We start from the raw sequence: 26,298 nt of genomic DNA, 5'->3' as shown, positions 1-26,298 counted from the left end.
TCAGGGAACCCGGTTCAGCCATTCATCCGTGCCGAACTTCGCGTCAACCCGCTTCCCGGCCTCGGCCAGTTCCGCTTCGCTGAGCCGGGATTCCACTGCACCATAGCGCTCGGTGAAGACTTCCTGCATGGCCTTGAGGATAGCGGATCGGGCCAGGCCGGTCTGGCGACGCAGAGGGTCCACGCGCTTCTTGGCGCTGCGGGTTCCCTTGTCGGATAGCTTCTCCTTGCCGATGCGCAGGACGTCCACCATTTTGTCGGCGTCGATGTCGTAGCTCATGGTGACGTGATGGAGCATGCCACCGTTGGCAAGCCGCTTCTGGGCCGCTCCGCCGATCTTGCCTTGGTCCGTTGCGATGTCGTTGAGCGGGACGTAGAAAGCGTTGATGCCGAGTTTCTCCAGCGCGGCCATGACCCAGGAATCCAGGAACGCATAGGAGTCCGCGAAACTGATTCCATCCACCAGGGTCTGCGGAAGGTACAGCGAATACGTAATGCAGTTTCCGGCCTCCATGAACATGGCTCCCCCGCCGCTGATCCTGCGCACCACGGTGATGCCATGACGGGCCACTCCGTCGGGGTCCACTTCGTTCCGGACGGACTGGAAGCTGCCAATGACCACGGAGGGTTCTTCCCAGTCCCAGAACCGCAGCGTGGGGTTCCGCAGCCCTGCGCCCACTTCCTCAGTGAGGACTTCGTCCAAGGCCACGTTTACTTCGGTTGGCAGGACCGTCGGCGGGATGACCTCCCATTGGTGGTCGGACCAGCCCGTGGCCTTGGACAAAGCCCGTCGAACGGTTACGGCCACGGCTTCCGCGGAGAAGCCGAACAAAACGGCGCCTTCAGGCAGGCCGGCGGTTACTGCCGCAGCAATGTCCGCGGCTGTTGACGTATCCGGGAGCCCCGTCAACGCCCGGTTGATGTCCTGCAGGGCCTCATCGGGCTCCAGGAAGAAGTCTCCGCTCAGGGAGACGTTCGCGAAGCTACCGTTCGCCACTTCAAGGTCCACCACCACCAGTTTTCCGCCGGGAACCTTATATTCGCCGTGTAGGCGGGTGTCGTCGTCGTGATTCTGTGTTTCAGGCGTGGGCTGGGAAGTCATGCTGTCCATCTTGCCGGAAAACGCAAAAGCCCGCATTGCCGGAATTCCAGCAATGCGGGTCTTTGAAAAGACTTGGGGTGAAGTGGTTACTTCTTGCCGCCGAAGCCCTTGAAGCGAGCGTTGAAGCGCTCGACGCGGCCAGCGGAGTCCATGATGCGCTGCTTGCCCGTGTAGAACGGGTGGGACTCCGAAGAGATTTCGACGTCGATAACCGGGTAGGTGTTTCCGTCTTCCCACTCGATGGTCTTCGAGGAAGACACGGTGGACTTGGTCAGGAACTGCGTACCGGAGGCCAGGTCGTTGAAGACAACAGCTTCGTACTTCGGGTGGATATCAGACTTCATAATGGGACCTTTTGTTCACGCAACTGGATTTTGCCAGCTGCCAGGTATGAATGGAGGTGGTCCGTCACTGGACAGTGAATCTTCCAGCGGCTGGGCCAACAACCAATCATAGCGGAAACGGCCATGCCATACGAACCGGCTTCAGTCCCGCGGACGGAGTTCCCAGAACGCCACCGCCGAGGCTGCGGCGACGTTGAGTGAATCGACGCCAGCCCGCATCGGGATCTTGACGGCGAGGTCGACGGCGCCCAACGTGTCCTCGCTCATGCCGGCACCTTCGGTACCAAGGACCAGGGCAAGTTTTGGGATCTGCCGTGCGGCCAGGTCGTCGAGGTCCACCGCATCCTCCGTCAGCTCCATGGCGGCCACCGTGAAGCCCTGTTCCTTCAGACGGGACAAGTCGTCGGGCCAGCTTTCCAGACGCGCCCACGGCACCTGGAAGACCGTGCCCATGCTGACGCGCACGCTGCGCCTGTACAGCGGGTCACCGCACCTGGGCGAAACCAGGACGGCGTCCACACCCAGCGCCGCAGCGGAACGGAAGATCGCGCCCACATTGGTGTGGTCCACTATGTCCTCCAGCACGGCCACGCGCTGCGCGTTCGCGAGGAGCTCTTCCAACGGAACAGGCGCCGGCCGGTGCATGGCTGCCATCGCTCCGCGGTGCAGGTGGAAGCCGGTGATTTCCTCCAGAAGGGAGGCCTTCCCGATGAAGACCGGAACCTGCGGATACTGCTGGAAGACGTCGTCGAGGTCTTCCAGCCACTTCTCGGCGAGGAAGAACGAGCGGGGCTGGTGTCCCGCGGCCAGGGCCCGGCGGAGGACCCGCGAGGATTCGGCAATGTACATGCCTTCCTCCGGTTCGCGGAGTTTCCGGAGGTGTACATCGGTGAGGGTGGTGTAGTCCGTGACGCGTGGATCATCGGCGGACTCAAGGTAGTGGAAGGTCACCGGAAGATTATTTCAGCAGGTTGGCGATCATGAAGCCAAGGGCCACGATGCCCAACGTGAAAATGACCGCGCGCAGGACCTTGGGCGAGAGCTTACGGCCCACCCTTGAGCCCACCAGTCCGCCAATGGTGGAACTGACGGCAATGAGGAGGACCACCAGCCAGTTGATCCGGTCGAACGCGAAGATCAGGTAGGAGATCGCGGCCACCATGTTGACGCCCAGTACCAAAATGTTCTTCATGGCGTTCGCGTTTTGCATGGTTCCCGAGAGGAAGACGCCAAGGATACCCACCAGCAGGATTCCCTGGGCGGCCACGAAGTAGCCGCCGTAGACGCCAGCCAGGTAGACCAGGGCGACGAGGAGCACGCCGTGGCTTCGGTCGCGGATGGCGTGTTCAGGATTTTGTTCCCGGTTGCGAACCCACGCCTGGAGTTTGGGCTGGAAGACAACCATCAGCAAAGCAACCACCAGCAACACCGGGGCCACGTAGTGGAAGACCTTCTCCGGAAGGTGCAGGAGCAGCCATGCTCCGGTGATGCCGCCCAGCAACGAGGCCGGAAGAAGTTTCATCAGCTGGCGGCCCCGACCAGCCAGTTCGCGGCGGTACCCCCATGCTCCGGCCGCGGTGCCGGCCACCAGGCCCATGGCGTTGCTCATGGACGCGACCACCGGGGTCACCCCAAGCGCGATGAGCACTGGGAAGGTGACCAGCGTGCCGGAACCGACCACCGCATTGATGGTGCCGGCCCACAGCCCGCGAAAAAGACCAGGATGCTGCCAAGAATTTCCACTGTAGGTTTCTAACCCGCTTAGCGGCGGGCGACGGCCGTGTAGCGGCCAGCGTTTTCCGTGACGTTCAGGGCCAGGCCGAAGGTATTGCTGAGGTGTTCGTCCGTCAGCACTTCCTTGATGGGACCTGCGGCCACCACACCGCCTTCGCGCAGGAGCATGGCGTGGGAGAAGCCCGGCGGTACTTCTTCAAGGTGATGGGTAACCAGGACCATGGCAGGGGCATCCTCGTCGCTGGCGAGCTCGCCCAGCTTGTGGACCAGTTCTTCGCGGCCGCCCACATCCAGGCCGGCCGCAGGTTCGTCCAGGAGAAGCAATTCAGGATCTGTCATGAGGGCCCGGGCGATCTGGACGCGCTTGCGCTCCCCCTCTGACAGGGTGGCAAAGGTGCGGTTGAGCAAGGGGCCCATTCCCCAGTCGTTAAGGAGACGGAAGGCGCGACGTTCGTCGTCGCGTTCGTAGCCTTCGCGCCACCGCCCGGTGACGCCGTAGGCGGCCGTAACCACCACGTTCAGCACGTTCTCGTGTTCCGGAATCTGGGTTGCGAGTGCTGCCGAAGACAAACCGATCCGGGGGCGCAATTCGAAGACGTCGACGCGGCCAAGGACTTCGTCGAGGATCCCGGCCTGGCCGCTGCTGGGATGCAGTCGCGCTGCAGCGATCTGGAGAAGGGTCGTCTTGCCGGCACCGTTGGGGCCCAGGATGACCCAGCGTTCGCCTTCGTTGACCTCCCAGTCAACCTTGTCCAGCAGGGTCTTCTTGCCTCGGACAACGCTGACGGAAGCCAATTCCAGAACATCACTCATAGCAGTAGACACTAGGACAAAAATCCACATGACTGATAACCGGTTGCGGCGCGTGCTCAGTGACATGAAACGAATTCGGGCGCGTGCGGTGCCCTCAGTAGGATTGAGGCCATGACTTCGAACTTGGCTGCGGTCAGCTATGGCGTGAACTTGACCCCCGAATCCCTCGACAATGTCCGGCATGCCCTGGCCGGCGCCGGCGTCGCGGTGTTGTCGGAATCACACTCGGCAGATGAGCGCTTCGCCGTTCATACTGCGGCACTCACCCCCGCCATCGACACGGCCGCGGACCTCGCCGGCGTGCGACGCAAGGTAGCGGAGGCAGCGCGCCCCGGAGTGGATACGGCCATTGTTCCCGAGGGGCTCCGGCAAGCAGCCCGGAAGCTCCTCATCATGGATGTCGACTCCACCTTGATCCAGCAGGAAGTCATCGAGCTCCTCGCCGCGCATGCAGGCAAGCGGGAGGAAGTGGCTGCCGTCACCGAGGCGGCCATGCGGGGCGAACTTGACTTCGCCCAGAGCCTCCACGCCCGCGTTGCCGTGCTTGCCGGGCTGCCGGCCGCCATCGTCGATTCCGTCCGGGAAGAGGTTCGCCTCAGCCTCGGGGCCGCGGAACTGGTTGCTGCGTTCAAGGCTGCGGGCCACGCTGTGGCCGTGGTGTCTGGCGGGTTCAACCAGATCCTTGGACCGATTGCGGAAGGGTTGGGCCTGGATTATTGGATCGCCAATGAGCTGGAAATTGTCGACGGCGCGTTGACCGGCAAGGTGCTCGGCGCCGTCATTGATCGTGCTGCCAAGGAGAAGTACCTGCGCGAATGGGCGGCTGCGGAGGGCATCAGCCTGGAGCACACTATTGCGGTGGGTGATGGTGCCAATGATCTGGACATGCTGGGAGCGGCCGGGATTGGCATTGCCTTCAATGCCAAGCCCGCTGTTCGTGCTGTTGCGGACGCCGCCGTCAACATGCCGTATCTGGACGCCGTCCGGCACATCGCCAACGTCTAACACGTCGAAGTCCTCCCGGACTCCTGTCCTCATTTGCCATGCCTTTGAAACTGCATAAGTGGTTCTGCATTGCATTTCGTGACGGGCAATTCCCGGTTATTTATCGGATTGTCATTCAATCGCAGTAAATAGCCAGACAAATATGCCTGCCCATTTTCATGTGTGAGTATAGGAACTTCAAAAGGAAATCCGTTATGCATTAGCGGTCCGGGATGAAGGAAGTGCAGGGGCAGGCGGTGGACCGTTCGGGACGCACGTGGAAATGGTGGAAACGTAATGACGGTCTGGAAGCGGCGGAACTGATGTATTTTGCCGCCGAAGAAACTCCCACACCCCTTGATGAAATCCTCGGGGTCGAACCGCACGTCGGCGATCTACCGGTTACTGAGGTGTTCGATCCTGTATCTTCCAGCGGAACGCCCCTGTACCAGGAGACCCGAACCATCTACTTCACGGATTCCGGCCATGACGAAACAGAACAGGAAGAATCCATTATGAGCTCACTTGATGACGCCATGAAGCAACTGCTGTCCATAGAGGGCGCTACTGGTGCGGCCATCGTTGACTACTCCAGCGGGATGGCCCTGGCGCAGGGCGGAAATCCCGGCTTCGACCTCGGAGTGGCCGCAGCTGGTAACTCCAACGTGGTCAGCTCCAAGCTGCGCACCATGGCGGACCTGAAGCTCGACAGCAACATCGAAGACATCCTCATCACCCTGGGTACCCAGTACCATCTGATCAACGTCCTGAACTCCGCAGGATCCAAAGGCCTTTTCGTGTATTTGGTGCTCGATCGCACCTACGCGAACCTGGCCCTGGCACGCCACAAGCTCAGCAGCATCTCCAAGGGCGTCAGCATCTAGGTCCTGTGTTTTCACGGAAAAGGACGGCCGCGTACACCGCGACCGTCCTTTTCTTCGTCAGTAACCGCCCGTCGAGAAGCAGCCGGGGTCAGGTCCTCACCCGCCGCGCATCTCCGGTGCCTGACTCAAACTTCACGCCCAACATGTGATGGACCAGGACGTCCTCGTTCGTGTTGGCATTGGCCTCGATGGTGACAAGCTCCCCATCGCGCATCACCCCAATCCGGTGGCACCAGCTAACCAACTCCGACAAGTCTGACGACAACAGGATGATCGCAACGCCCAGCTCGCTAAGTTCGCTGAGCATCCTGTAAACGACTTCCTTGGCACCGATGTCGATGCCGCGACTGGGATGGCTGAGAATCAGCACATCACAGCCGGCAGTCATCCATTTGGCCAGCTGCACCTTTTGCCGGTCACCTCCGGAAAGTGTGTCCAAGGACCCATGGATGTTGGTGGTTTTGATGCGCATGCGCCGAACCACCTCAACCACGCCCCGCAACGCGGCGATCTCGTCCTCCAGGCCTCCGGTTGCGGCGCTCCCGTGCTGAAGCCCCTCCGTGATGCTCGCATCGGGCGCCCACGATTCGGCCGTATCTGACAAATAGCCGATTTTCAGTCTCGACGCGTCCTGGGTTCCGCGGATCTCAACGCGCTCACCCCGCACGCGGATCTCGCCGGACGTGCTCGGATGAACGCCAACCAGGGCCTCGATCAGCTGGTAGACGCCCGAGCGATGTGTTCCCACCAGGCCAAGGAACTCTCCTTTGGAGACGTCGAAGGACACTCCCCGAACAGCGTCACCTACGCTGAGGTCCACCACACGCAAGGCCTCTTCAGCGTTGCTCCGGTCGGCGGGCCTGGCGTTGCCTTCGAGCCGGTGTTGAAGCAGCAGGAACGCCAGTTCGTCGACGTCGGTCTGGCTGGCTTCCAGCACTTTGTGGACCCTGCCGTCCCTCAATATGGCGATGCGGTGGGCAATGGAGCGGACCTCATCCAGGCGATGTGTGATGTAGATAATCGCACGGCCCTGCCTGGTCAGCATGCGCAGAACCTGATGCAGGACTGCAACATCGTGATCCGGAAGTGAAGCGGCAACCTCATCCATGATGACCAGTTGGGCTTCTTCGGCAACCATCCTGAGAACTTCCACGAGCGCCTGCTCGGCCCGGATCAGCGTGCCCACCTTGGCGTCCGGATCCATGGTGACGCCTATGTCACGGATCAGTTCAGCTGCCCGGCCGCGGAGCTCCTCATGGGACCTGCCGGCCTGGAAAGTACCGCGAAAGATTGCCTTCGCGATGGTCAGGTCCGGATCCAGCCGGAAGTTCTGCGGGATGAGCCCGACGCCGCAGGCTTGCGCTTCCTCTGTCGATTCAGGCCGATACTCATCCCCCGCCAACATGATGTGGCCGGCATGGTGCTGATGGGATCCTGCCAGGACGCCCATGAGCGTCGTTTTTCCGGCACCGTTGGTCCCAATCATGCCGAGAATTTCGCCGCGATTCAGCGAAAGGCTGACGCCGTTGAGGATTTGCCGTTGTTCATAGGACGCATGGATGTCATCTGCATGCAGTAATAAGTCCAAAGAAACTCCTGTATGAGCCGCAACCTGTGAGTCAAGCGGTTTTGGGCGTGCGCATTGATGATGGGCCAGAAAGGTGGCACCTTGCAGAGTCAATCAGACGGCAGGGGCAAATGCAAAAGTAGAAACAAGAAACACTTACTCCTATTTCGTGACGCATTTCCTATCAATATTTATGCAATTGTCATCAGGCATAGTTTCATCCCGCCAGCAGCTGCGGAGTTAAAGCGGAACGGCCCGGGACGATGTCCCGGGCCGTTCCGTGTGAAGCGGTGAACTACTACTCGGCTGACTTGCTGAAGTAGTCCGAGCCTCCGACGTACTCAGTGTGTCCCGATTCGACGTCGGCGGTCACCATTTTGGCGACCTCGGCCGCGAACTCCTGCACGGAGTACAGCTTTCCGGCTTCGGCGCGGCGAGCTTCGATGGCGCCCGGGTTGGAGCGGTCCAGCAGGGTGGCCGTCACTGTTCCTTCGATCATGTCACCTGAAACGACCACCAAGGAGATGCCCTTGTCTGCCAGGTTCGGCAGGAGAGCACGCAGGGCGTCCTCGCCGGCGCGCTTGCTCTTGGCGACGGGTTCGTATTCGGGCATGGTGGGCACGGTTTCCACAAAGTGGGCCTGGTGGCTGGTCACGAAGACGACGCGCGAGCCCTCCGGCATCAGCGGCACGGCGGCGTTGAGCATGTTGACCTGGGCGTCGCGGTTCAGTTTGAGCGCGTACCCTTCCTCCATGCCGGACTCCATGCCGCCCGAAGCGTTGAGCACCAGGACGTCCAGGGAGCCGAACTCCTCCATCGCCGTGCTGGCCAGTGCGTGTACGCCTTCGTCGGTGGTGAGGTCTGCTCCTACGGCGGCCGCGCGGCCGCCCGCTGCCTGGATGTCAGCTACAACCTTGTTGGCGCGAGGTGCCTTTTGGCGGTAGTTGACGACGACGGCGGCACCCTCGCCTGCGAGGATCTTGGCAACTTCCGCGCCGATTCCACGGGATGACCCCGTGACGATCGCGGTCTTGTTATCCAGCGTTCCCATTCGTGCTCCTTTTGTTCACTTCATCCAAATTCCGTGGGCTCGGATTCCATCTTGCCAGTGGCAAGGACCAAATCCTTTGTCGTCCCCGGACAAAAACAGTCCTGAAGGCTAGTGGCCCATTCCCAGTCCGCCATCGACCGGGATGACCGCGCCGGAGATGTAGGCGGCTTCGTCGCTGGCTACCCAGCGAACGACGTCGGCTACTTCGGATGCCTCCGCGAAGCGACCGGCCGGAACGTTGGCCAGGTACGACTTCTGGGTTTCTTCGGGCAGTTCCGCAGTCATGTCCGTGTTGATGAAGCCCGGAGCCACTACGTTCGCCGTGATCCCTCGGCTGCCGAGTTCACGGGTCAGCGACCGCGCGATGCCCACCATGCCGGCTTTGGAGGCGGAGTAGTTGATCTGGCCAGGTGCACCGTAGAGCCCGGACACCGACGAAATAAGGACCACGCGGCCTTTCCGCAGCCGGATCATACCCTTGGACGCCCGCTTGATGACGCGGAATGCGCCGGTGAGGTTGGTGTCCAGGACCGATGTGAAGTCCTCTTCGCTCATGCGGAGCAGAAGGGTGTCCTTGGTGATCCCGGCATTCGCCACCAGGACCTCGACGGGACCGTGGGCTTCCTCGACCACCTTGAATGCAGCATCGATCGACGCCTCATCGGTTACGTCGGCTTTGACGCCCAGGATTCCCTCAGGCAGTTCTGTTTCACTGCGGTAGGTGACGGCGACCTTGTCACCGTTGGCGAGGAACGATTCCGCGATGGCCAGGCCGATGCCGCGGTTGCCGCCGGTGATGAGGACGCTGCGGGGGGCAGATACTGCTTCAGACATACATGTGCTCCAGGTTCCGCGGCATTCGGTGCCGCTGCGACAGGGATTTTCCTTTGTTGATCTTATCCGCCGTACGCAGCAACCGGCGGGCAACAAGGGCCGTCCGCGGTTTGGGCCGCTACCGGCTTGGTGAGAGAATTGGAAGAGGCCTTTGGAGCGTGATGATTCAACTGTGACCACAGGAAGCAGTCCCCTGCAGCAAGTGCCCGGAGACCCGGACGCTGTTTCCGGCGACCCCGAAGTCCACAGCATCACCGATGCGGCAGCTGCCCACTCCGAGGACATGCGTCAGCGCATGATCAAGTATGCGATCGCCATGGGCATCCGCATGGTCTGCATCATCCTGATCTTCGTCGTGGACGGTTGGTTTAAGATCATCGCAATCGCGGGTGCTGTCTTCCTTCCCTGGATTGCGGTGGTCATCGCCAACGGCAGTGACAAGGCCGAGGACCACAGCGAATCCCTGCTGGACTACGTGGCAGTAACGGAAATCGAAAAACCGTCCCAACCCGCGGAGGATGAATCCGCGGACACGCCAACCGTGCTCCAAGGCGAACTGGTGGATGACGAACCATCGGCCAGCCCTGCGGAACACACCCGTGGCGAAGCAAGCGAGGCCGGGAAATCCGGCGATGAACAGGCGACTTCATGAATATCTTTAGCCTCGGCAACCCCGCCCTTTCAGGCCAGGAATCCCGGCAGGCCGCGGGGCCGGCGACATGCTCACGGAAGGGTTGCCGAGCCGGCGCTGAGTGGCAGCTTCTATGGAACAACCCACGCATCCATACACCTGAGCGGCGGAAAGTGTGGCTCTCCTGCGGCGACCACCGGGAGTGGCTGGAGGACTACCTCCAAACCCGGGGCCTCTGGAAGGAAAGCGTGCCGTTCGTGGCCGACGAGGACCCTGCGAACGAGGCCGGCTGAATGTACCGTTTCCTTTTCTCCAGCAAATGGCTGGGGTACTTTGTCCTGGCCGTGATCTTCGCCACCGCGTGCGTTTTCCTGGGCCGCTGGCAGATGGATCGCCGGGCCGAGACTCTTGCAGAGATCAATCGCGTGGTCAGCAACTATTCAGCGACCCCCATCCCTTTTACGGAAATCAGCGACCAGTTCCACGCCCTGGACCCAGAACGGGAATGGACGCAGGTCCAGATGCGGGGCAGTTACGATCTGGACGGCCAGCGTGTTGTCCGTAACCGTCCGCTGAACGGCCAGCCGGGCTACGACGTCGTGGTTCCCTTCCGGCTCACCACCGGCGAGTCGGTGGTCATTGACCGCGGCTGGTTGCCGATCGGCAACAATACACCAGGCCGTCCCGATGTAGTGCCAGCCCCTCCGACGGGCGAAGTGACCGTAGTGGCCCGACTGAAACCTGCCGAGCCGAAGCTTGACCGCGGCGCAGTGGATGGGCAACTCGCTTCAATCGACCTTGCCAGCTTCGCCAAAGAATTGCCCTACCCCATCGCCACCGGAGCGTACGGGCAGTTGGCCAGCGAGGATCCCGCGGTGCAACCGATGCCCACCCCGTTCCCGAAGCCGGCCACGGAAGAGGGCACGCACCTCTCGTACTCCCTGCAGTGGTTCGCTTTCGGTGTGCTGATGTTCATCGGTTTCGGCTACGCCGCACGTCAGCAGGCCCGCAACGCGGCCATCGACGCTGAAGAAGAAGAGGACGAAGGGATCATTGCTGCCGGTGGGACACCCAAGCCCCGCACCCCCGCGGCGCGCAAGAACAAGCGTCCCACGTCCGAAGAAGAGGAAGACGCCATCCTTGATGCCCAAGGCTACTGACACCATTCCGGACGCCGTCCTGAACGTGAAGTCGGCATTGACCGTGGCGGGCGCCAAGGACACTGTTCGCATCTTTGAGGTGAAAGTTCCTACGGCGGCCGCCGCTGCTTCGGTGCTGGGCTGCGACGTCGCCGCCATCACAAACAGCCTTATTTTTGAACTCGACGGCGCTCCCCTGCTGATCCTCGCCAGCGGCGCCGCAAAGGTGGACACGGCCCTCGTAGCGACCACATTGGGAACGGCAAAGATCCGCCGGGCGACGCCCGAATTCGTCCTGGAACACACAGGCCAGGAAGTAGGCGGAGTAGCCCCCATAGGCCACCCCCAAAAAATCCGTACGCTCCTGGACAGCTCACTGAAAGAACACGAGCTCCTCTGGGCCGGAGCCGGAGACCACAACTCCATGTTCTCCATCACCTACGCAGATCTGGCACGCATCACGAACGCTCAGGAACTCCAGGTCCGCTAGGCGAGCAGACGGCGAGTAACCCGCAAGCGAAGCGACGCGTTCAATGTGCGTAGCGTGCGTCTAAGCGAGGCACGAGCGAGCACGCGGCACATTGAGCGCGCCGCGCAGCGGACGCAACCGCGCAGCGGACGCAACCGCGCCGCGGACGCATGTACCGCGAAACTACGCCAGCGTAATGAGGTCCAGGTAGTCCTCGTTCCAGTGGTCCTCAACGCCGTCCGGAAGCAGCACCACGCGTTCCGGGTTCAGTGCCGAGACTGCACCTTCGTCGTGGCTGACCATGACAACGGCGCCGCTGTAGTTCTTAAGCGCGCCCAGGATTTCGGCGCGGCTGGCCGGGTCCAGGTTGTTGGTGGGTTCGTCAAGCAGCAGTACGTTGGCGCTGGAGGCCACAATGGTGGCGAGGGCCAGGCGGGTCTTTTCTCCACCGGAGAGGACGCCTGCGGGCTTGTCGACGTCGTCACCCGAAAACAGGAACGAACCGAGGATGCCGCGGACTTCGGCGTCCTTCATGTCCGGTGCCGAGGAACGCATGTTTTCCAGGACGGTGCGGTCGACGTCCAGGGTTTCGTGTTCCTGGGCGTAGTAGCCCACCTTGAGTCCGTGGCCGGGGATGATGTCGCCGGTGTCGGGCTTGTCGACGCCGGCGAGCATGCGCAGCAGGGTGGTTTTGCCTGCGCCGTTGAGGCCCAGGATGACCACCTTGGAGCCACGGTCGATGGCCAGGTCCACGTCGGTGAAGATTTCCAGCGAGCCGTAGGACTTGCTGAGCCCTTCGGCCGTGAGGGGGGTTTTGCCGCAGGGTGAGGGGTCCGGGAAGCGCAGTGCTGCTACGCGGTCGTTTTCGCGGACAGCTTCCAGGCCGCTCAGGAGCCGCTCGGCACGCTTGGCCATGTTCTGGGCTGCCACTGCCTTGGTGGCCTTTGCCCGCATCTTGTTCGCCTGGTCGATGAGGACCTGCGCCTTCTTTTCTGCGTTGGCACGCTCGCGCTTCCGGGCGCGTTCGTCCGTTTCGCGTTGGAGCAGGTAGCGCTTCCAGTCCATGTTGTAGTAGTCGATCTGGGCGCGGTTGGCGTCAAGGAGGTAGACCTTGTTGACAGTGGCTTCGAGCAGGTCGGTGTCGTGGCTGATGACGATCAGACCGCCCTGGTGGTTCTTCAGGAAGTCCCGAAGCCAAGTGATGGAGTCGGCGTCCAAGTGGTTGGTGGGTTCGTCCAGGAGCAGGGTTTCCGCGTCCGAGTACAGGATCCGTGCCAGCTCCACGCGGCGGCGCTGGCCACCGGAGAGGGTCTTCAACGGCTGGTTCAGGAGCCGGTCCGGCAGCGCCAGGTTAGAGGAGATCGCAGCGGCTTCGGCTTCGGCGGCGTAACCGCCGCCTGCCAGGAACTCTGCTTCGAGGCGGTCGTAGCGGCCCATGGCTTTACGCTGGACGGCGGCGTCCTCGCTGGCCATGTCCTCGTGTGCTTTCTTAAGCTTGCCAACCACGACGTCCAACCCACGGGCGGAGAGGATGCGGTCGCGGGCGAGTTGCTCCATGTCGGGTGTCCGCGGATCCTGCGGCAGGTAGCCGATCTCGCCGCTGCGGGTTACCTTGCCGCCAGCGGGGAGTCCTTCGCCTGCGAGGACGCGGGTCAGAGTCGTTTTGCCGGCACCGTTGCGCCCAACGAGGCCAATCTTGTCCCCTTTGTCCACCCGGAAGTTAACCTGGTCCATGAGCAGGCGTGCGCCGGCGCGGAGTTCGAGGTCCTGGACGGTAATCAATTCGGGTGATGCCTTTCAATGGGGAACGCCTGCGGGGACCGGTGGGCCCGGTCAGGTGCGGAGCCTGACAGTTGCGGCGGGGTGGGCTGTGAGAACAGCCTGTTCAAGTCTACCGGCACCCCGGCCGGGGACTGGCATTTGCCCGCCCAGCGGAATTTTGGGGCACCCTGCAAAGAATCCGCGGCGTGCGTTGTGGGAAGGCTCCAAAATGAGGGTCCCGTGGCGTCCGTACCCTCGAAGACAGGGGGAAGTTCCGCACACACCGCACCACATCACACTTGATTGGATCCTTCATGAGCCAGACCGACTCTGCCACAGCCCAGCGCACCACTACACCGGCCCGTCGGCGGTGGACCGCTACCGACATCGGTCTTATCGCCGTCTTCGCGGCGCTCGTCGCAGCCTCCTCGATCGTCCCCGGTATCCCGGTGGGAGCCTTGGGGGTTCCGATTACCTTGGCGACCCTCACGGTGATGCTCAGCGGACTGGTGTTGGGCGCTGGACGCGGTTTTGCCGCCGTCGGGCTCTATGTCCTGCTCGGCTTGGCAGGTTTGCCCATCTTCAGCGGTGGCCGCAGCGGGTTGGGCATCCTGGCGACGCCCTCCGCGGGCTACATTGTGGCCTTCCCCTTGGCAGCAGCCGCCACGGGCTACCTGGCCGGCGTCGTTATCCGTCGTACGGTGAAACACCGTGGCCTGTGGCTCTTCGCTGCCGCCATGGTCAGCAGCATCGTCATCATTCACGGTCTTGGTGTCCTGGGCATGATGCTCAACGGCAAGCTGGACTTCGGCAAGGCTTTCCTCGCCGACCTCGCCTTCTACCCCGGTGACATCCTTAAGAACGTGCTGGCCGTGGTCATTGCTTTGGCCATCCACAAGGCTTTCCCTGACGTCCTGGTCCGTCGGGTCAAGTAGGCAGTGAACAATCAGTTCATGAATTCCATCCATTTCGACGGCGTCGCGGTACGGGTGGCGGTCGACGGCAGCGACACTGCCAAGACCCTCCTGCACGACGTCTCGCTGGAGTTGCCGGAGCGCCGCATTGGCGTCATTGGCGCCAACGGTTCCGGAAAATCCACCCTGCTGCGCCTCCTGAATGGCCTGGTTACACCCAGCGAAGGCACGGTAATGGTCCACGGCGATGACACTGTGGCGAATGTTCGCCGGGTTCGGGGCAACGTGGGCTTCGTGTTCACCGATCCCCTGTCCCAGCTGGTCATGCCGACTGGCCGTGAAGACGTTGAACTTTCACTCCGCCGTTCGGTCAAGAACTCCAAAGAGCGCGCCGCCCGGGCCGAAACAGTCCTTGCCCGTTTCGGCCTTCTGGGCCTGGCCGACCAGAGCATCTACGAACTTTCCGGTGGGGAACGGCAGCTGCTCGCGTTGGCCGCCGTCCTGGCCGTTGACCCCAAGGTTCTGGTCCTTGACGAACCATCGACCCTGCTGGACCTGCGCAACCGGGAGCTTCTCCGCCGAACCATCGCCGGCCTGGACCAGCAGGTCATCATGTCCACCCACGATTTGGACCTGGCCCTGGATATGGACCGTGTCCTGGTTGTCGAATCGGGCCGGATAGCGTTCGACGGCGGAGCGGCGGAAGGCGTCGCACACTACCGGATGCTGTGCGCGGCGGCGTTGGAAGGGTTCCCGTCCGGAACCAGGACAGGGGACGTGCCCAGGTGAGGGGCCATGGTTTCCTGATCGCCAACTATGTGCGCGGTGACTCTGTCATCCATCGCGCACCCCTGTGGCTGAAGTTCGTGGTGGTGGCTGCCTGCGGGGCGGCATCGTTCCTGATTGTGGACTGGGCCGTTTCCCTGCTGATCTTCGGCGTCATGTGCGGCCTGTTCCTGCTCAGCGGAGCAGGCCTCGGACGACTTGCCGGAGCCATCCGGATGGTGGCGCCGATTGTGCTGGTGATCGGACTGTTCCAGTGGTGGCAACTGGGAGGGCCCACGGCGGCCCGCATCGTCCTCAACATCCTGGTGTGCGTGGTGGCAGCATCGGTGTTGACGGCCACTACCCCGGTGCAGGACCTCTTGGATGGCGTGGTCTCCCTGGCCAAGCCGTTCCGGCGGTTCGGAGCCGATCCAGAACGTTTCGCCCTGACCATTGCCGTGATGCTGCGGAGCATTCCGTTCATCGCCGGCGCTTTCTCCGACGTGCGCGATTCTGCCCGGGCCCGCGGCCTGGAGCGGAACCCCCGGGCCCTGGTCCTCCCTGTCTTCATCACTACCGTGGCGTATGCCCGGCAAACGGGTGATGCGTTGGCTGCCCGCGGCCTGGGTGAACCGGAAGACCCCTAGAGCGTTGAGTACCGCATCAGTGCCGCTGTTCCCATGCCGCCGGCGATGCTGATCATTGCGAGCCCCAGAGACGACTCCTTCGACTCCAGGAACCGCCGGCGCGCTTGGGCCAGAAGGCGGGTCACCAGGACGGCTCCCGACGCACCGTACGCGTGGCCCAGCGCCAAAGCTCCGCCGTCCAGGTTGGCCCGTTCGGGCCCGATCCCCACGTGGTCCAGGCAAGCAATTGTCTGCGCGGCGAACGCTTCATTGAATTCGATGAGGTCAATATCGTCCGGCGCCACCCCGTGTCCTGCCAGGAGCCTCTCGGCTGCGTACGCCGCACCGACACCCAGCAGTTCCGGATGCACCCCGGTGGTGTCGCACCCCAACACCAGCAAGACGTCCTCCGCGCCCATGGCGCGTGCACGCTTCAGGGAGGTAACGACGACGGCGGAGGCACCGTCGGCGTCGAAGCACGAATTCCCTGCTGTGACAGTTCCTCCGGGTACGAAGGCGGCAGGGAAACGCGCCATCATCGGCGCGCGAAGCGAAGGGCGGGGACCGTCATCGAAGGCCACCACAGTTCCCTCGTCGCCCAGTGCAACCATCTCGCCCACGAACCTGCCGTCCTGGGCGGCTTCCACCGCCCTCTGGTGGCTGCGGAGTGCGTAGTCGTCCTGCCTTTCCCGTGACACGCCACATTCCCGCGCCACATTTTCGGCTGCCACACCCATATCCGGGTCGCCGTACTCCATTGGCACGAAGGTGGCCCGCGAGTAGAAGTCCAGGCCGCCGTCGTCGTTCCTGTTGCCCCGGGCGGGAGCGGTACTGATGCTTTCGACGCCGCCCGCGATATACAGCGGGTCTCCGCCGGCCACCACAAGCCGGGACGCCATCGCAATGGCGTCCAGTCCCGAGCCGCACTGCCGGTCCACCGTGAGGCCAGGGACTGAGAATGGCAGCCCAGCCTGGAGCGCTGCGAAGCGAGCCACATTTCCGCCGCCACCCACCGCGTTTCCGATGATGACGTCGTCTACCCCCGCAGGGTCCGCCCCCACTGATTCGACCAGCGAACGGATCACCGGGGCGAGGAGGTCCGGCGCGCGGAGGTGCTTCAACTGGCCATTGGAACGGCAAATGGGAGTTCGCAGCGCAGCGATGATCACCGGTTGCAGGGACTCGTCCGTCCGAATGGTTCCTGGAGCTGCGTCAGCCAAGGGGCTGCGCCCGCGGGTCGTGGTTCTTGATCCAATCCAGGAGGACATTCCTGCTGACTTTGCCCCGGTCCGTCATGGGCAACTCCGAAAGTACGAAGAACTGCAACGGCCACTTGTCCCTCGCCAGCAGGCCGTCCAGTCCGGTGCGCAGGTGGGTGGCGGTGACTGCGCCGTAGGCAGGTACGACGCCAGCAATCACCTTTTGTCCGCGGATATCGTCAGGCGCCCCGGCAGCGACGGCCACTTCAATGCCCGGAACCGAGGCGAGGGCAAGCTCTACCTCGTGGGGGTAGACGTTCTTTCCGGCCGTAAGGATCATGTCCGAGCGACGACCCAGGATCTGGAGTATCCCGTCCTCAACATAACCTTGGTCGCCCACGGTGTACCAGCCATCAAGGCACCGCAAGGCCTGCCCGTCATCCCCCCACAGGTAGCCGTTGCTGACCATGGCGCTGCGGACGCTGATGTTTCCGTGCTGACCGTCGGGAAGCGCTCGGCCCGAGTCGTCCATGATACGCAGTTCCACGCCCGGGAACGGCTTGCCAATGCCGGTGCCGCCTGCATCGAGCCGCTCGCCCGCGGGCAGCCGGGTACCGGACACGAAGCTCAACTCCGAGGCACCGTAGTACTCGTAAATAGCGGCGTGGGGGGCCCAACGCCGTGCGGCCTCCAACGTACGGGCGTCCAACTTTGAACCCGCGCAAATGATGCTTCGAAGGCCCGAAGCGTCGACGTCGCCCGCAAGGCCACGTTCGCTGAGCAACCGCAGCATGGTGGGTGCAAGGACCAGGCGCGTAATGCCGTCATGGCTGATGGCGGCATGCGCCTCACCCACATCGAAGGATTCAAGAGTGTGGAATGCCGCTCCTGCATAGAGGCACTCCGAGAGGGCATAAAGGTTAAGGCTGGCTGATAACGGGCCCGGGGCCAACGTCCGGTCCGACGCCGTGAGGCCAAAGAACTCTATGGATGCTTCAAAGGAGGCCTGCCATGAGCTGCGCGAACGGGTGAAGGCCTTCGGGATCGACGTCGTCCCCGAGGTGAGTCCGATAAGGAAAGTGCTGGAAGGATCGCCGTCTTCCAACCCCGTACCCTCCGCGGAGCCCGAGTCCAGGATGCGTGCCGAGACTTCCTCGACCATGTGCGCCGGCCACTGCGGATCCAGGACAGCGCACCGCCGTTCCCCTGACACGGCCGCCGCATAGCGTTGCACGAAACCCAACGAGTTGGGTTCGGCAAGAACAGTGGTGGCCGCCGCAGTGCCGAGCAGCGCTGCTGCGGCGTCGCGGAGTCCGGCCCAGGTGAGCCCGGCATTTCCCACAACGACTGCGGTGTCGTGTGGGCGCTCGTCGGCCCAGAGCTGAAGTTTGTCCAGGAAAGGCATCCAGCCAATTTTACGGCAGTGTCCAACACCAAGCACCAAAAGTGACGTCTATTCTGACTGTATGAGTTTCAATGACGGTGCACAGCTTGACCCTTCCCAGGTGGAAGACCGACGTGGCAGCGGAATGGGCCGCGGAACCAAGATCGGTGGTGGAATCGGAGGCGGCATCGTGGTGCTGCTCCTGGCCCTTTTCGGGATCAATCCCAGCATCCTGGGCGATCTGACAGGCGGCGGTAGCCAACCACCTGCCATCGAAAGCGGCACCGCAGGCGCGGGAGGCCTCCAGGAGTGCCAGACCGGAGCCGACGCCGACAAACGACTTGATTGCCGGATCACGGGTACGGTCAACAGCCTCAATGCGTTTTGGCCGAACTATCTGGCCCAGTACAACGTCCAGTATTCCCGCCCGGGGACAGTCATCTTCGACCAAGCCACCAACACCGGTTGCGGGCCAGCCACCACGGACGTGGGTCCTTTCTACTGCCCCACCGACGTGAAAGCCTATTTCGATCCCGGCTTCTTCGATGAACTGGTGACCCGCTTCGGCTCCTCCGGCGGCCCCCTGGCGCAGGAGTATGTGGTGGCCCACGAATTTGGACACCATGTGCAGAACATCCTGGGCAACCTCGATAAGGCCCAGCAGGACCCGCAAGGTCCCCAGTCCGGTGGTGTCAGGGTGGAACTGCAAGCCGACTGCTACGCAGGATTGTGGGTCCGGCACGCCACAACGCAAACCGATGCAAGCGGCAAGCCGTTCCTGGATCCCCTGACCGAACAGGACCTGCAGGACGCGCTGTCGGCCGCCTCCGCCGTCGGCGATGACCGCATTCAAAAAGCGGCCACCGGCCGGGTATCCCCGGAATCGTGGACGCACGGTTCCAGCGCACAGCGGCAGAAGTGGTTCTACCAGGGCTACACCACGGGTGACATCAACAAATGCGACACCTTCGGAGTTGCCGCTCCCTAAGACCTTCGCTGTTAACAAAAAGAATGGTTCCGGGCACATTGCCCGGAACCATTCTTTTTCCCGCGGAGAGCGGGTGAAACATGCTGATCAGATGTTGAAGCCGAGGGCCCGCATCTGGTCCTTGCCGTCGTCGGTGATCCGCTCGGGACCCCACGGCGGCATCCATACCCAGTTCAGGCGCCAATCGTCAACGACTCCGTCGAGGGACTTGCCAACCTGCTCTTCAAGCACGTCCGTCAACGGGCAGGCCGCTGTTGTCAGTGTCATGTCGATCAGGAGGGCGCCGTCCTCTTCCGAATACTTGAGCCCGTAAAGAAGTCCCAAGTCCACAACATTGACTCCGAGTTCGGGGTCAATGACGTCCTTGAGCGCCTCCTCTACATCCTCGAGGCTGGTGCGCGCCGTGTTGATTTCGGTCATGGAATGATCCTAACTAGGCCTGTACGGCAGGAGCAACGGCAACGCCGGCGCCTGCGGCGTAGCGGTCGTAGCCCTCTTCTTCAAGGCGGTCTGCCAACTCGGGGCCGCCCTCTTCCACAACCTTGCCGTCAACGAACACGTGAACGAAGTCAGGCTTGATGTAGCGGAGGATACGCGTGTAGTGGGTGATGAGCAGCGTGCCCATGTTGCCCTCTTCGTGCGCGCGGTTAACCCCTTCGGAGACAACCTTCAAAGCGTCGACGTCAAGGCCGGAGTCGGTCTCGTCGAGGATGGCGAACTTCGGCTTGAAGAGTTCCAACTGGAGGATCTCGACGCGCTTCTTCTCGCCACCGGAGAAGCCTTCGTTGACGTTGCGCTGGGCAAAGTCAGCGTCGATGCGCAGCTGCTGCATCGCTGCCTTGACGTCCTTGGTCCAGGTGCGAAGGGCCGGCGCTTCGCCGTCGATGGCGGTCTTGGCGGTGCGCAGGAAGTTGGTCATGGTCACACCGGGAACCTCTACCGGGTACTGCATGGCCAGGAAGACGCCTGCACGTGCACGCTCGTCGACGCTCATCTCCAGGACGTCTTCGCCGTCCAGGGTGATGGTGCCACTGGTGACCTTGTAACGCGGGTGGCCGGCGATGGTGGAGGCGAGGGTGGACTTGCCCGAACCGTTGGGACCCATGATGGCGTGGGTTTCACCGGTCTTGATGGTCAGGCTGACGCCCTTCAGGATCTCCTTGGTACCCTGCTCCGTCTCAATGCTGACGTGCAGGTCCTTGATCTCAAGAGTTGACATGCTCTTCTTTCTTTTCGTTCGTAAGTCTGGCGGTACTGGGTGCTCAGTAGTTATCTACCGAGGCACCGTTCACAACGTTGGTCACGTCCACGTAGACGTCGTCGCCATCGATGGTGACGGCGAAAACCGGGACGGGGTCATAAGCAGGCAGCTGGAGGGGCTGGCCGCTGCGCAGGTCGAACTGGGAACCGTGGCCCCAGCACTCGATCGCGCAGCCTTCAACCTCTCCTTCGGACAACGAGATGTCCGCGTGCGAGCAGGTATCGGCGATGGCGTGGATCTCCCCCATCGAGTCCCTCACAATGGCTACGGGGTAGTCATCGATCAGGACGCGCAGCGCCTGCTTGACCTGGATGTCATTGGCGTTGCATACCAGTTCGCCCTTGGTTTCTTCACTCATGGTTGTCCTGCCTGGCCTGTCTTAGTTGTCGGTCGCGGCGAGTTCGCGCTCAACAGCTGCGGTCAGGCGCTCTTCGATCGCCGGAACCTTGATCTGCTGGATGATCTCGTTGAGGAAGCCCCGGACCACCAGGCGGCGGGCAACCTTTTCGGGAATGCCACGGGCCATGAGATAGAACAAGTGCTCGTCATCGAAACGGCCGGTGGCGCTGGCGTGGCCGGCACCCTCGATCAAACCCGTTTCAATTTCAAGGTTTGGCACGGAGTCGGCACGGGCGCCGTCGGTGAGGACCAGGTTGCGGTTGGCCTCGTAGGTGTCGGTGCCTTCTGCCTCCTTGCGGATCAGGACGTCGCCGACCCACACGCTGTGGGCATTGCGACCCTGCAGGGCACCCTTGTAAAGGACCCGCGACTTGCAGTTGGCCACGGCGTGGTCAACGAACAGGCGCTGCTCCAGGTGCTGCCCGGCATCGGCGAAGTAGAGGCCGAACATCTCGACATCGGCGCCAGGTGCGGTAAAGCGGGTGGACGGCGTGACACGCACGAGGTCGCCGCCAAGGCTGACCACGATGTGCTTGAACTTGGCATCGCGGCCGATCTTTGCCTGCTGCGATGACGCGTGGACAGCGGTATCAGCCCATTCCTGGAGTGAGATCACTGTCAGTTCAGCACCGTCTTCGACGATGATCTCGACGTTCTCGGACACCACGGCAGTGCCCTGGTGGTCAAGGACAACGACAGCCTTGGAGAAGCGTTCCGCCACAATCACGATGTGTTGGGCTGCCGGTGCCTCTCCGGCGCCGGTGACCAGGACCGAAACTTCGCTTTCGGCCTGCAGTTCGGCGGGGACGGTGACAACCGTGGCTTCGGCAAAGTTCTCCCATGCATTGGCGGACACGAGGTCCTCCGGGATGGCTGCCTGGCCAATGCGCTTGTCGTCGCGGCCCACGGTCTCAACCACGACGCCGGCAGGCGCCGTGACGCTGACGGTGGGAGCTGCGCCGTTGAGCACCTCAGTGTGGAGGCCGCGCAGGCGCTTTAGCGGGGTGAAGCGCCAGTCTTCCTCAAGGCCGTTCAACGGCTTGAAGTCGGCCAGCTTGTATGAGGTGAGACGGCCTGCGCGGGAGCTGTCGGGGATGCCCACGCCGCCACCATGCGAGTGGCTCTTGGCCGAAGCGCCGCCGAGCGGACCAGCGGCAGGCTGCTCCGACGTCGTGCTGGTGTTCGTTCCGGTGTTGACGGGCGAAAGGTTCTCGCCTTCCTCGGTGAAGCCGTTGATAAACGGCTGGGCCGAGGGCGCGCCGATGCGCGCCTTTTCTGTTGTGATATCAGTCATTGTTAACCGACGGACCCTTCCATCTGCAGTTCAATCAAGCGGTTCAGCTCAAGGGCGTACTCCATGGGGAGTTCACGGGCGATCGGCTCAATAAAGCCGCGCACGATCATGGCCATGGCCTCGTCTTCGGGCATGCCGCGGGACATCAGATAGAAGAGCTGCTCTTCGCTGACGCGGGAAACGGTGGCCTCGTGGCCCATGACAACGTCATCCTCGCGGATGTCGATGTACGGGTACGTATCCGAGCGGGAAATGGTGTCCACCAGGAGGGCATCGCAACGGACCGTGTTGGCCGAGTGCTTGGCGCCCTCGCGGACCTGGACCAGGCCGCGGTAAGCTGCACGGCCGCCGCCGCGGGCCACGGACTTGGAAATGATGGAGCTCTTGGTGTTCGGGGCGATGTGAACCATCTTGGAACCGGTGTCCTGGTGCTGGCCCTCGCCTGCAAAGGCGATGGACAGTGTCTCACCCTTGGCGTGCTCGCCAACGAGGTAGACGGCCGGGTACTTCATGGTCACCTTGGAACCGATGTTGCCATCGATCCACTCCATGGTGGCGCCCTCTTCGCAGATGGCGCGCTTGGTGACCAGGTTGTACACGTTGGTGGACCAGTTCTGGATGGTCGTGTAGCGGACGCGGGCGCCCTTCTTCACGATGATCTCCACGACAGCCGAGTGCAGGGAATCCGAGGTGTAGATCGGCGCCGTGCAACCTTCGATGTAGTGAACGTAGGAGTCTTCATCGGCGATGATGAGCGTGCGCTCGAACTGGCCCATGTTCTCGGTGTTGATGCGGAAGTACGCCTGCAGCGGGATATCCACGTGTACGCCCTTGGGTACGTACACGAACGATCCACCGGACCATACCGAGGTGTTCAGCGAAGCGAACTTGTTGTCGCCCACCGGGATGACGGTGCCGAAGTACTCCTGGAAGATCTCGGGGTGCTCGCGCAGCGCGGTGTCGGTGTCCAGGAAGATGACGCCCTGGGCTTCCAGGTCCTCACGGATCTGGTGGTACACGACCTCGGATTCGTACTGTGCCGCGACACCGGATACCAAGCGGCTGCGCTCAGCTTCGGGGATGCCAAGCTTCTCGTAGGTGTTCCGGATGTCTTCCGGAAGGTCTTCCCACGTTGCCGCCTGCTTCTCGGTGGAACGCACAAAGTACTTGATGTTGTCGAAGTCGATGCCGGAGAGGTCTGCACCCCAGGTGGGCATGGGCTTACGGTCGAAGTACTTCAGGCCTTTAAGGCGCAGATCGAGCATCCATTCGGGCTCGTTCTTCTTCGAGGAGATGTCGCGGACGACCTCCTCGTTGAGGCCACGACGGGCGTTGGCGCCTACGTCGTTCTTGTCGGCCCAGCCGTACTCGTAGTTTCCGATACCGTGCAGTTCGGGATTCTTCTCCAGAATCTCCGAGATCACAGTGCCGTCGGCTACCGCTTTCTCTGCTATTTGGTCCGTCATCACGGCCTTTCTTGCTGGTTGTTTGATTCCTGGTACGGGCTCACGGACTGCTCTTCGGCACCTGTAGGCACCGTGGCAGCCAAGCGCCCGGTAGGTATGTGGGTGGTGCAAACGTGTCCGCCCTGCGCGAGCGTGGACAGCCGCCGGACGTCGACGCCGACCAAGCGGGAAAAGACCTTGGTTTCGGTGTCACAAAAGACGGGGAATTCAGCGGCGAGGCGCTGGATGGGGCAATGTCCCTGGCAGAGTTGCACGCTGGACAATGCCGCCGGCAGGGGTGCCTTTGCTTCGATGGAATGTGCCGAGGCAACAAATCCGTCGCGGCTCAGGGCCTTCGACAGGGCAAGCGCCCGGGCCGTGATGTCGTCACCGGCTGCTTCGACTTCGGGGGCGTACCGGCGTTCCATGTCCGCGAAGCGTTCTTCCGCGTACTCGCGGACGGCGTCCTCTCCGGCGAGTTCCTGGAGCCGCCTGAGCGCTGAACTGGCGATGTTCAGGTAATCGTCGCCGAGCTTGGACTGTCCCCGGGAGCTGAGCACGTACCGTCGTGCGGGGCGGCCTGCGCCTGATCCGGCCTTCGCTACCCTCTTGACCTCAATGACGCCAGTGCGTTCCAAATGGTCAAGGTGCCGGCGAACCGCGGCGGGGGTGAATCCGAGGAGGTCGCCGAGTTCGGCGGCGCTCACGGGACCGTTCTCGAGGACGGCGCTGAGGACGCGGTCACGGGTGCGGTCATCCGCGTCCGGCAACGCAGGCGCGGCAACGGGTGCCCCTGCCGCTGCAGCATGCCGTTTGGGGGGCATGGAAACTGGACTGCTCATGGAATACACAACACAATCATGTCGTAATTTGTTTCATGCATCCAGTAAGGCAAGACTGACCTTCGCCTGCCCGCCAAGTGTGACCGTACTACTTCCCGTAGAATACTTTGGTGCGATCACCCGATTCCCCTGTCCTCACCATAGACGGACTTATTAAGGATGTAGGCCCCCTGGCCTCCCTTGACGGCAAGATGCTCCGGGTAGTCAGCGGGCTGTCCCTGGTGGCTGAGCGCGGTCAAGTGACGGCCCTGCTCGGGGCCAATGGTGCCGGTAAGACCACCACGCTTGAGTGTGCCCAAGGTCTGCAGAAGCGGACCGGTGGCAGCATTTCCCTGCTCGGTGAGGACCCGGATACGGCCGGGGCCCAGCTGAGGTCCCGCGTTGGCGTTATGCTCCAGGATGGTGGCCTGCCGCCGTCGGCCCGTCCCATCCCGTTGCTCCGGCACATTGCCGGAATGTACCAAAACCCCATGGATATCGACGCACTGGTGCAGCGCCTGGGAATCGACCAGTTGAGCCGCACCACTGTGCGCCGGCTCTCCGGCGGCCAAAAGCAGCGGCTGGCGTTGGCAGCGGCTTTGGTGGGAAACCCGGAGATCCTGTTCCTGGATGAGCCAAGCGCGGGACTCGACCCACAGTCGCGCCAGACGGTTTTCGACCTGATTGCGGAACTTCGCGACGCCGGAATGGGGATCGTCCTGACGACGCACCTGATGGACGACGCCGAACGCCTTGCGGATTACGTCTACATCATCGACGGGGGCCACAACGTAGTGGAAGGAACTGTTGCCGGGCTTCTGCAACACGACCACACTACTGACGCCACTGTTACGGACCGGACCCTGTTTTTCGATGCGCCCCCAGGCCTGGACTTCACAGGCGTCCTTGGCGGGGAGTTGCGGGTCAGCGAGAGCCGATCAGGCAGTTACTCGGTAACCGGCGAACTCACTCCCAAGGATCTCGCTGCCTTGACGGCCTGGTGGGCAGAACGGAACATCATGCCCGCCTCGCTGCGCCTGGAAGCCCGCAGCCTGGAAGACGTGTTCCTTGACATCTCCGGAAGGGACGTCCGATGAGCAAACTGCTTTCACCCAACGCGGGACCGGCATCACTGCCCCGCCGGATCATGCAGCAAGGGCGCTACGAAACCATCACCATGCTGCGCAACGGTGAGCAACTCATCCTCGCGATCGTCCTGCCCCTGATGGCGCTGGTGGGCTTGGCTGTCACCCCATTGCTTGACGGCCTTGGTGGCTCGCGGGTGGATGTAGCCACCCCCGGAATCCTGGCCCTGTGCGCCATGTCCACGGCCTTCACCGGCCAGGGCATCGCAACGGGCTTTGACCGCCGGTACGGTGTCCTCCGTTTCCTGTCCACCACTCCCCTGGGCCGGACCGGGTTGATTGCCGGTAAGGTCCTGGCAGTCCTGGTGGTCCTGGTGCTCCAAGTACTGGTAGTGGGGGCAGTGGCGGGCTTGCTGGGCTGGCAGCCCCGCCCAGAGGCTTGGCTTCCGGGACTTGGATTGCTGATCCTTGGCGCCGCGGCCTTCACTGCGCTGGGTTTGCTCGTGGCGGGCACAGTTCGCCCCGAGGCTACGTTGGCCATCACCAACCTGGTGTGGATACTCTTTGGCGCCCTGGGCGGAATCGTCGTACCGGCCGAACGACTCCCCGCATTGGTCCAGAGCATCGTGCATTTCCTTCCCTCCGGAGCATTGGGTGAGGCCCTGCGGGAAGCGTTCCTGCACGGTACTGTCCCCCTTGCCGCCGTCGTGATCCTCATACTGTGGACCGTGGTGGCCGGTGCCGCCGCCATCCGCTGGTTCAAGTGGAACTAACCAGCCCGGTATCAACCAACAATGCAGAACTG

General features: G+C 62.6%; 28 protein-coding genes and 1 pseudogene. 12 read left to right on the top strand and 17 right to left on the bottom strand.

Annotation, left to right across the window (positions count from 1 at the left end):
- From lplAB to AC5RU9_RS06740, 5 genes and pseudogenes are all read right to left on the bottom strand, one after another.
- Positions 1–1,101, bottom strand: a complete 1,101-nt coding sequence (lplAB, locus tag AC5RU9_RS06760) for a lipoate-protein ligase LplAB (protein WP_494015833.1) — start codon at positions 1,099–1,101, stop codon at positions 1–3.
- Between the two features lie 86 nt (positions 1,102–1,187).
- Positions 1,188–1,445, bottom strand: coding sequence for a type B 50S ribosomal protein L31 (locus AC5RU9_RS06755; RefSeq protein ID WP_017200906.1), 258 nt, complete (start codon positions 1,443–1,445; stop codon positions 1,188–1,190).
- Positions 1,446–1,586: 141 nt separating this feature from the next.
- A complete protein-coding gene (locus AC5RU9_RS06750) occupies positions 1,587–2,396 on the bottom strand; it encodes a TrmH family RNA methyltransferase (RefSeq protein WP_494015832.1) in 810 nt (269 codons plus the stop codon).
- Between the two features lie 7 nt (positions 2,397–2,403).
- Positions 2,404–3,188 (bottom strand): annotated as a pseudogene (locus AC5RU9_RS06745) (sulfite exporter TauE/SafE family protein).
- Positions 3,189–3,206: 18 nt separating this feature from the next.
- Positions 3,207–3,992, bottom strand: coding sequence for an ABC transporter ATP-binding protein (locus AC5RU9_RS06740; protein WP_494015831.1), 786 nt, complete (start codon positions 3,990–3,992; stop codon positions 3,207–3,209).
- 111 nt (positions 3,993–4,103) lie between these two features.
- Between AC5RU9_RS06740 and serB the strand changes: the two genes are divergently transcribed.
- A complete protein-coding gene (gene serB, locus AC5RU9_RS06735) occupies positions 4,104–4,997 on the top strand; it encodes a phosphoserine phosphatase SerB (protein WP_494015830.1) in 894 nt (297 codons plus the stop codon).
- Positions 4,998–5,209: 212 nt separating this feature from the next.
- Entirely contained in the window at positions 5,210–5,860 is a 651-nt protein-coding gene (locus AC5RU9_RS06730; RefSeq protein ID WP_494015829.1) for a hypothetical protein, read from the top strand.
- Positions 5,861–5,948: 88 nt separating this feature from the next.
- Here the strand turns inward: AC5RU9_RS06730 and AC5RU9_RS06725 are convergent, their stop codons facing one another.
- The 3 genes from AC5RU9_RS06725 to AC5RU9_RS06715 form a co-directional block, all read right to left on the bottom strand.
- On the bottom strand, positions 5,949–7,448 hold the full coding sequence (locus AC5RU9_RS06725) for a sugar ABC transporter ATP-binding protein (protein WP_494015828.1): 1,500 nt from the start codon (positions 7,446–7,448) through the stop codon (positions 5,949–5,951).
- A gap of 277 nt (positions 7,449–7,725) precedes the next feature.
- The gene (locus AC5RU9_RS06720; RefSeq protein ID WP_211712658.1) at positions 7,726–8,478 is read right to left on the bottom strand and encodes an SDR family oxidoreductase; all 753 of its coding nucleotides are present in this window, start codon (positions 8,476–8,478) and stop codon (positions 7,726–7,728) included.
- 108 nt (positions 8,479–8,586) lie between these two features.
- The gene (locus tag AC5RU9_RS06715; RefSeq protein WP_211712657.1) at positions 8,587–9,312 is read right to left on the bottom strand and encodes a beta-ketoacyl-ACP reductase; all 726 of its coding nucleotides are present in this window, start codon (positions 9,310–9,312) and stop codon (positions 8,587–8,589) included.
- A 151-nt stretch (positions 9,313–9,463) separates the two neighbouring features.
- Between AC5RU9_RS06715 and AC5RU9_RS06710 the strand changes: the two genes are divergently transcribed.
- From AC5RU9_RS06710 to AC5RU9_RS06695, 4 genes are read left to right on the top strand one after another with little or no spacing between them, the layout of a single operon-like run.
- Positions 9,464–9,964, top strand: coding sequence for a DUF3099 domain-containing protein (locus tag AC5RU9_RS06710; RefSeq protein WP_494015827.1), 501 nt, complete (start codon positions 9,464–9,466; stop codon positions 9,962–9,964).
- Complete coding sequence (locus tag AC5RU9_RS06705) at positions 9,961–10,236, top strand: hypothetical protein (RefSeq protein WP_494015826.1); 276 nt, start codon at positions 9,961–9,963, stop codon at positions 10,234–10,236. The genes AC5RU9_RS06710 and AC5RU9_RS06705 overlap by 4 nt, the downstream gene beginning before the upstream one ends.
- Positions 10,237–11,103: an SURF1 family cytochrome oxidase biogenesis protein gene (locus AC5RU9_RS06700; RefSeq protein ID WP_211712654.1), complete on the top strand. Its 867-nt coding sequence runs from the start codon at positions 10,237–10,239 to the stop codon at positions 11,101–11,103.
- Complete coding sequence (locus AC5RU9_RS06695) at positions 11,087–11,572, top strand: YbaK/EbsC family protein (protein ID WP_494015825.1); 486 nt, start codon at positions 11,087–11,089, stop codon at positions 11,570–11,572. Before AC5RU9_RS06700 ends, AC5RU9_RS06695 begins: the two co-directional genes overlap by 17 nt.
- 162 nt (positions 11,573–11,734) lie before the next feature.
- On the opposite strand, the gene AC5RU9_RS06690 is transcribed toward AC5RU9_RS06695, so the two are convergent.
- The gene (locus AC5RU9_RS06690) at positions 11,735–13,333 is read right to left on the bottom strand and encodes an ABC-F family ATP-binding cassette domain-containing protein (RefSeq protein WP_211712652.1); all 1,599 of its coding nucleotides are present in this window, start codon (positions 13,331–13,333) and stop codon (positions 11,735–11,737) included.
- A gap of 293 nt (positions 13,334–13,626) precedes the next feature.
- On the opposite strand from AC5RU9_RS06690, the gene AC5RU9_RS06685 reads away from it, so the two are divergent.
- From AC5RU9_RS06685 to AC5RU9_RS06675, 3 genes are read left to right on the top strand one after another with little or no spacing between them, the layout of a single operon-like run.
- Entirely contained in the window at positions 13,627–14,247 is a 621-nt protein-coding gene (locus AC5RU9_RS06685) for a biotin transporter BioY (RefSeq protein WP_494015824.1), read from the top strand.
- An 18-nt stretch (positions 14,248–14,265) separates the two neighbouring features.
- On the top strand, positions 14,266–15,015 hold the full coding sequence (locus tag AC5RU9_RS06680) for an energy-coupling factor ABC transporter ATP-binding protein (protein ID WP_494015823.1): 750 nt from the start codon (positions 14,266–14,268) through the stop codon (positions 15,013–15,015).
- Positions 15,012–15,638 (top strand): energy-coupling factor transporter transmembrane component T family protein, encoded by a 627-nt coding sequence (locus tag AC5RU9_RS06675; protein WP_494015822.1) that lies wholly within the window; start codon positions 15,012–15,014, stop codon positions 15,636–15,638. The genes AC5RU9_RS06680 and AC5RU9_RS06675 overlap by 4 nt, the downstream gene beginning before the upstream one ends.
- On the opposite strand, the gene AC5RU9_RS06670 is transcribed toward AC5RU9_RS06675, so the two are convergent.
- Together AC5RU9_RS06670 and AC5RU9_RS06665 are read right to left on the bottom strand one after the other, a co-directional pair.
- Entirely contained in the window at positions 15,635–16,837 is a 1,203-nt protein-coding gene (locus tag AC5RU9_RS06670) for a thiolase family protein (RefSeq protein ID WP_494015821.1), read from the bottom strand. The two genes, AC5RU9_RS06675 and AC5RU9_RS06670, sit on opposite strands and share 4 nt — an antisense overlap.
- Entirely contained in the window at positions 16,830–18,221 is a 1,392-nt protein-coding gene (locus AC5RU9_RS06665; protein ID WP_494015820.1) for a class I adenylate-forming enzyme family protein, read from the bottom strand. The genes AC5RU9_RS06670 and AC5RU9_RS06665 overlap by 8 nt, the downstream gene beginning before the upstream one ends.
- Before the next feature lie 61 nt (positions 18,222–18,282).
- Between AC5RU9_RS06665 and ypfJ the strand changes: the two genes are divergently transcribed.
- Positions 18,283–19,188 (top strand): KPN_02809 family neutral zinc metallopeptidase, encoded by a 906-nt coding sequence (ypfJ, locus tag AC5RU9_RS06660; protein WP_494015819.1) that lies wholly within the window; start codon positions 18,283–18,285, stop codon positions 19,186–19,188.
- 87 nt (positions 19,189–19,275) lie between these two features.
- On the opposite strand, the gene AC5RU9_RS06655 is transcribed toward ypfJ, so the two are convergent.
- Genes AC5RU9_RS06655 through AC5RU9_RS06630 form a run of 6 tightly spaced genes read right to left on the bottom strand, consistent with a single transcriptional unit; the run spans position 19,276 to position 24,429 of the window.
- Positions 19,276–19,608: a metal-sulfur cluster assembly factor gene (locus tag AC5RU9_RS06655; RefSeq protein WP_211712645.1), complete on the bottom strand. Its 333-nt coding sequence runs from the start codon at positions 19,606–19,608 to the stop codon at positions 19,276–19,278.
- Positions 19,609–19,621: 13 nt separating this feature from the next.
- A complete protein-coding gene (sufC, locus tag AC5RU9_RS06650) occupies positions 19,622–20,407 on the bottom strand; it encodes a Fe-S cluster assembly ATPase SufC (RefSeq protein ID WP_494015818.1) in 786 nt (261 codons plus the stop codon).
- Positions 20,408–20,450: 43 nt separating this feature from the next.
- Positions 20,451–20,807, bottom strand: a complete 357-nt coding sequence (locus AC5RU9_RS06645; RefSeq protein WP_211712643.1) for a non-heme iron oxygenase ferredoxin subunit — start codon at positions 20,805–20,807, stop codon at positions 20,451–20,453.
- Positions 20,808–20,828: 21 nt separating this feature from the next.
- Positions 20,829–22,142: a Fe-S cluster assembly protein SufD gene (gene sufD / locus AC5RU9_RS06640; protein ID WP_494015817.1), complete on the bottom strand. Its 1,314-nt coding sequence runs from the start codon at positions 22,140–22,142 to the stop codon at positions 20,829–20,831.
- Between the two features lie 2 nt (positions 22,143–22,144).
- The gene (gene sufB / locus AC5RU9_RS06635; protein ID WP_211712641.1) at positions 22,145–23,608 is read right to left on the bottom strand and encodes a Fe-S cluster assembly protein SufB; all 1,464 of its coding nucleotides are present in this window, start codon (positions 23,606–23,608) and stop codon (positions 22,145–22,147) included.
- Positions 23,608–24,429: a helix-turn-helix transcriptional regulator gene (locus tag AC5RU9_RS06630; RefSeq protein ID WP_494015816.1), complete on the bottom strand. Its 822-nt coding sequence runs from the start codon at positions 24,427–24,429 to the stop codon at positions 23,608–23,610. The genes sufB and AC5RU9_RS06630 overlap by 1 nt, the downstream gene beginning before the upstream one ends.
- 110 nt (positions 24,430–24,539) lie before the next feature.
- Between AC5RU9_RS06630 and AC5RU9_RS06625 the strand changes: the two genes are divergently transcribed.
- Together AC5RU9_RS06625 and AC5RU9_RS06620 are read left to right on the top strand one after the other, a co-directional pair.
- A complete protein-coding gene (locus AC5RU9_RS06625) occupies positions 24,540–25,505 on the top strand; it encodes an ABC transporter ATP-binding protein (RefSeq protein WP_494015815.1) in 966 nt (321 codons plus the stop codon).
- Entirely contained in the window at positions 25,502–26,266 is a 765-nt protein-coding gene (locus AC5RU9_RS06620) for an ABC transporter permease (RefSeq protein WP_494015814.1), read from the top strand. Before AC5RU9_RS06625 ends, AC5RU9_RS06620 begins: the two co-directional genes overlap by 4 nt.
- Positions 26,267–26,298: the final 32 nt, after the last annotated feature.

The organism is Arthrobacter sp. B0316-5-4 (assembly GCF_059090325.1).
This window is presented reverse-complemented; position numbering and strand designations above follow the sequence as displayed.

What these genes read in the sequence shown, in the direction of transcription:
- serB (WP_494015830.1), top strand. Translation starts at nt 4,104, where the DNA reads ATGACTTCGAACTTGGCTGCGGTCAGCTATGGCGTGAACTTGACCCCC.
- AC5RU9_RS06630 (WP_494015816.1), bottom strand. Translation starts at nt 24,429, where the DNA reads ATGAGCAGTCCAGTTTCCATGCCCCCCAAACGGCATGCTGCAGCGGCA.
- AC5RU9_RS06705 (WP_494015826.1), top strand. Translation starts at nt 9,961, where the DNA reads ATGAATATCTTTAGCCTCGGCAACCCCGCCCTTTCAGGCCAGGAATCC.
- AC5RU9_RS06655 (WP_211712645.1), bottom strand. Translation starts at nt 19,608, where the DNA reads ATGACCGAAATCAACACGGCGCGCACCAGCCTCGAGGATGTAGAGGAG.
- lplAB (WP_494015833.1), bottom strand. Translation starts at nt 1,101, where the DNA reads ATGACTTCCCAGCCCACGCCTGAAACACAGAATCACGACGACGACACC.
- sufB (WP_211712641.1), bottom strand. Translation starts at nt 23,608, where the DNA reads ATGACGGACCAAATAGCAGAGAAAGCGGTAGCCGACGGCACTGTGATC.
- AC5RU9_RS06730 (WP_494015829.1), top strand. Translation starts at nt 5,210, where the DNA reads ATGAAGGAAGTGCAGGGGCAGGCGGTGGACCGTTCGGGACGCACGTGG.
- AC5RU9_RS06645 (WP_211712643.1), bottom strand. Translation starts at nt 20,807, where the DNA reads ATGAGTGAAGAAACCAAGGGCGAACTGGTATGCAACGCCAATGACATC.
- sufC (WP_494015818.1), bottom strand. Translation starts at nt 20,407, where the DNA reads ATGTCAACTCTTGAGATCAAGGACCTGCACGTCAGCATTGAGACGGAG.
- AC5RU9_RS06620 (WP_494015814.1), top strand. Translation starts at nt 25,502, where the DNA reads ATGAGCAAACTGCTTTCACCCAACGCGGGACCGGCATCACTGCCCCGC.
- AC5RU9_RS06685 (WP_494015824.1), top strand. Translation starts at nt 13,627, where the DNA reads ATGAGCCAGACCGACTCTGCCACAGCCCAGCGCACCACTACACCGGCC.
- ypfJ (WP_494015819.1), top strand. Translation starts at nt 18,283, where the DNA reads ATGAGTTTCAATGACGGTGCACAGCTTGACCCTTCCCAGGTGGAAGAC.
- sufD (WP_494015817.1), bottom strand. Translation starts at nt 22,142, where the DNA reads ATGACTGATATCACAACAGAAAAGGCGCGCATCGGCGCGCCCTCGGCC.
- AC5RU9_RS06755 (WP_017200906.1), bottom strand. Translation starts at nt 1,445, where the DNA reads ATGAAGTCTGATATCCACCCGAAGTACGAAGCTGTTGTCTTCAACGAC.
- AC5RU9_RS06695 (WP_494015825.1), top strand. Translation starts at nt 11,087, where the DNA reads ATGCCCAAGGCTACTGACACCATTCCGGACGCCGTCCTGAACGTGAAG.
- AC5RU9_RS06720 (WP_211712658.1), bottom strand. Translation starts at nt 8,478, where the DNA reads ATGGGAACGCTGGATAACAAGACCGCGATCGTCACGGGGTCATCCCGT.
- AC5RU9_RS06665 (WP_494015820.1), bottom strand. Translation starts at nt 18,221, where the DNA reads ATGCCTTTCCTGGACAAACTTCAGCTCTGGGCCGACGAGCGCCCACAC.
- AC5RU9_RS06680 (WP_494015823.1), top strand. Translation starts at nt 14,266, where the DNA reads ATGAATTCCATCCATTTCGACGGCGTCGCGGTACGGGTGGCGGTCGAC.
- AC5RU9_RS06715 (WP_211712657.1), bottom strand. Translation starts at nt 9,312, where the DNA reads ATGTCTGAAGCAGTATCTGCCCCCCGCAGCGTCCTCATCACCGGCGGC.
- AC5RU9_RS06700 (WP_211712654.1), top strand. Translation starts at nt 10,237, where the DNA reads ATGTACCGTTTCCTTTTCTCCAGCAAATGGCTGGGGTACTTTGTCCTG.
- AC5RU9_RS06740 (WP_494015831.1), bottom strand. Translation starts at nt 3,992, where the DNA reads ATGAGTGATGTTCTGGAATTGGCTTCCGTCAGCGTTGTCCGAGGCAAG.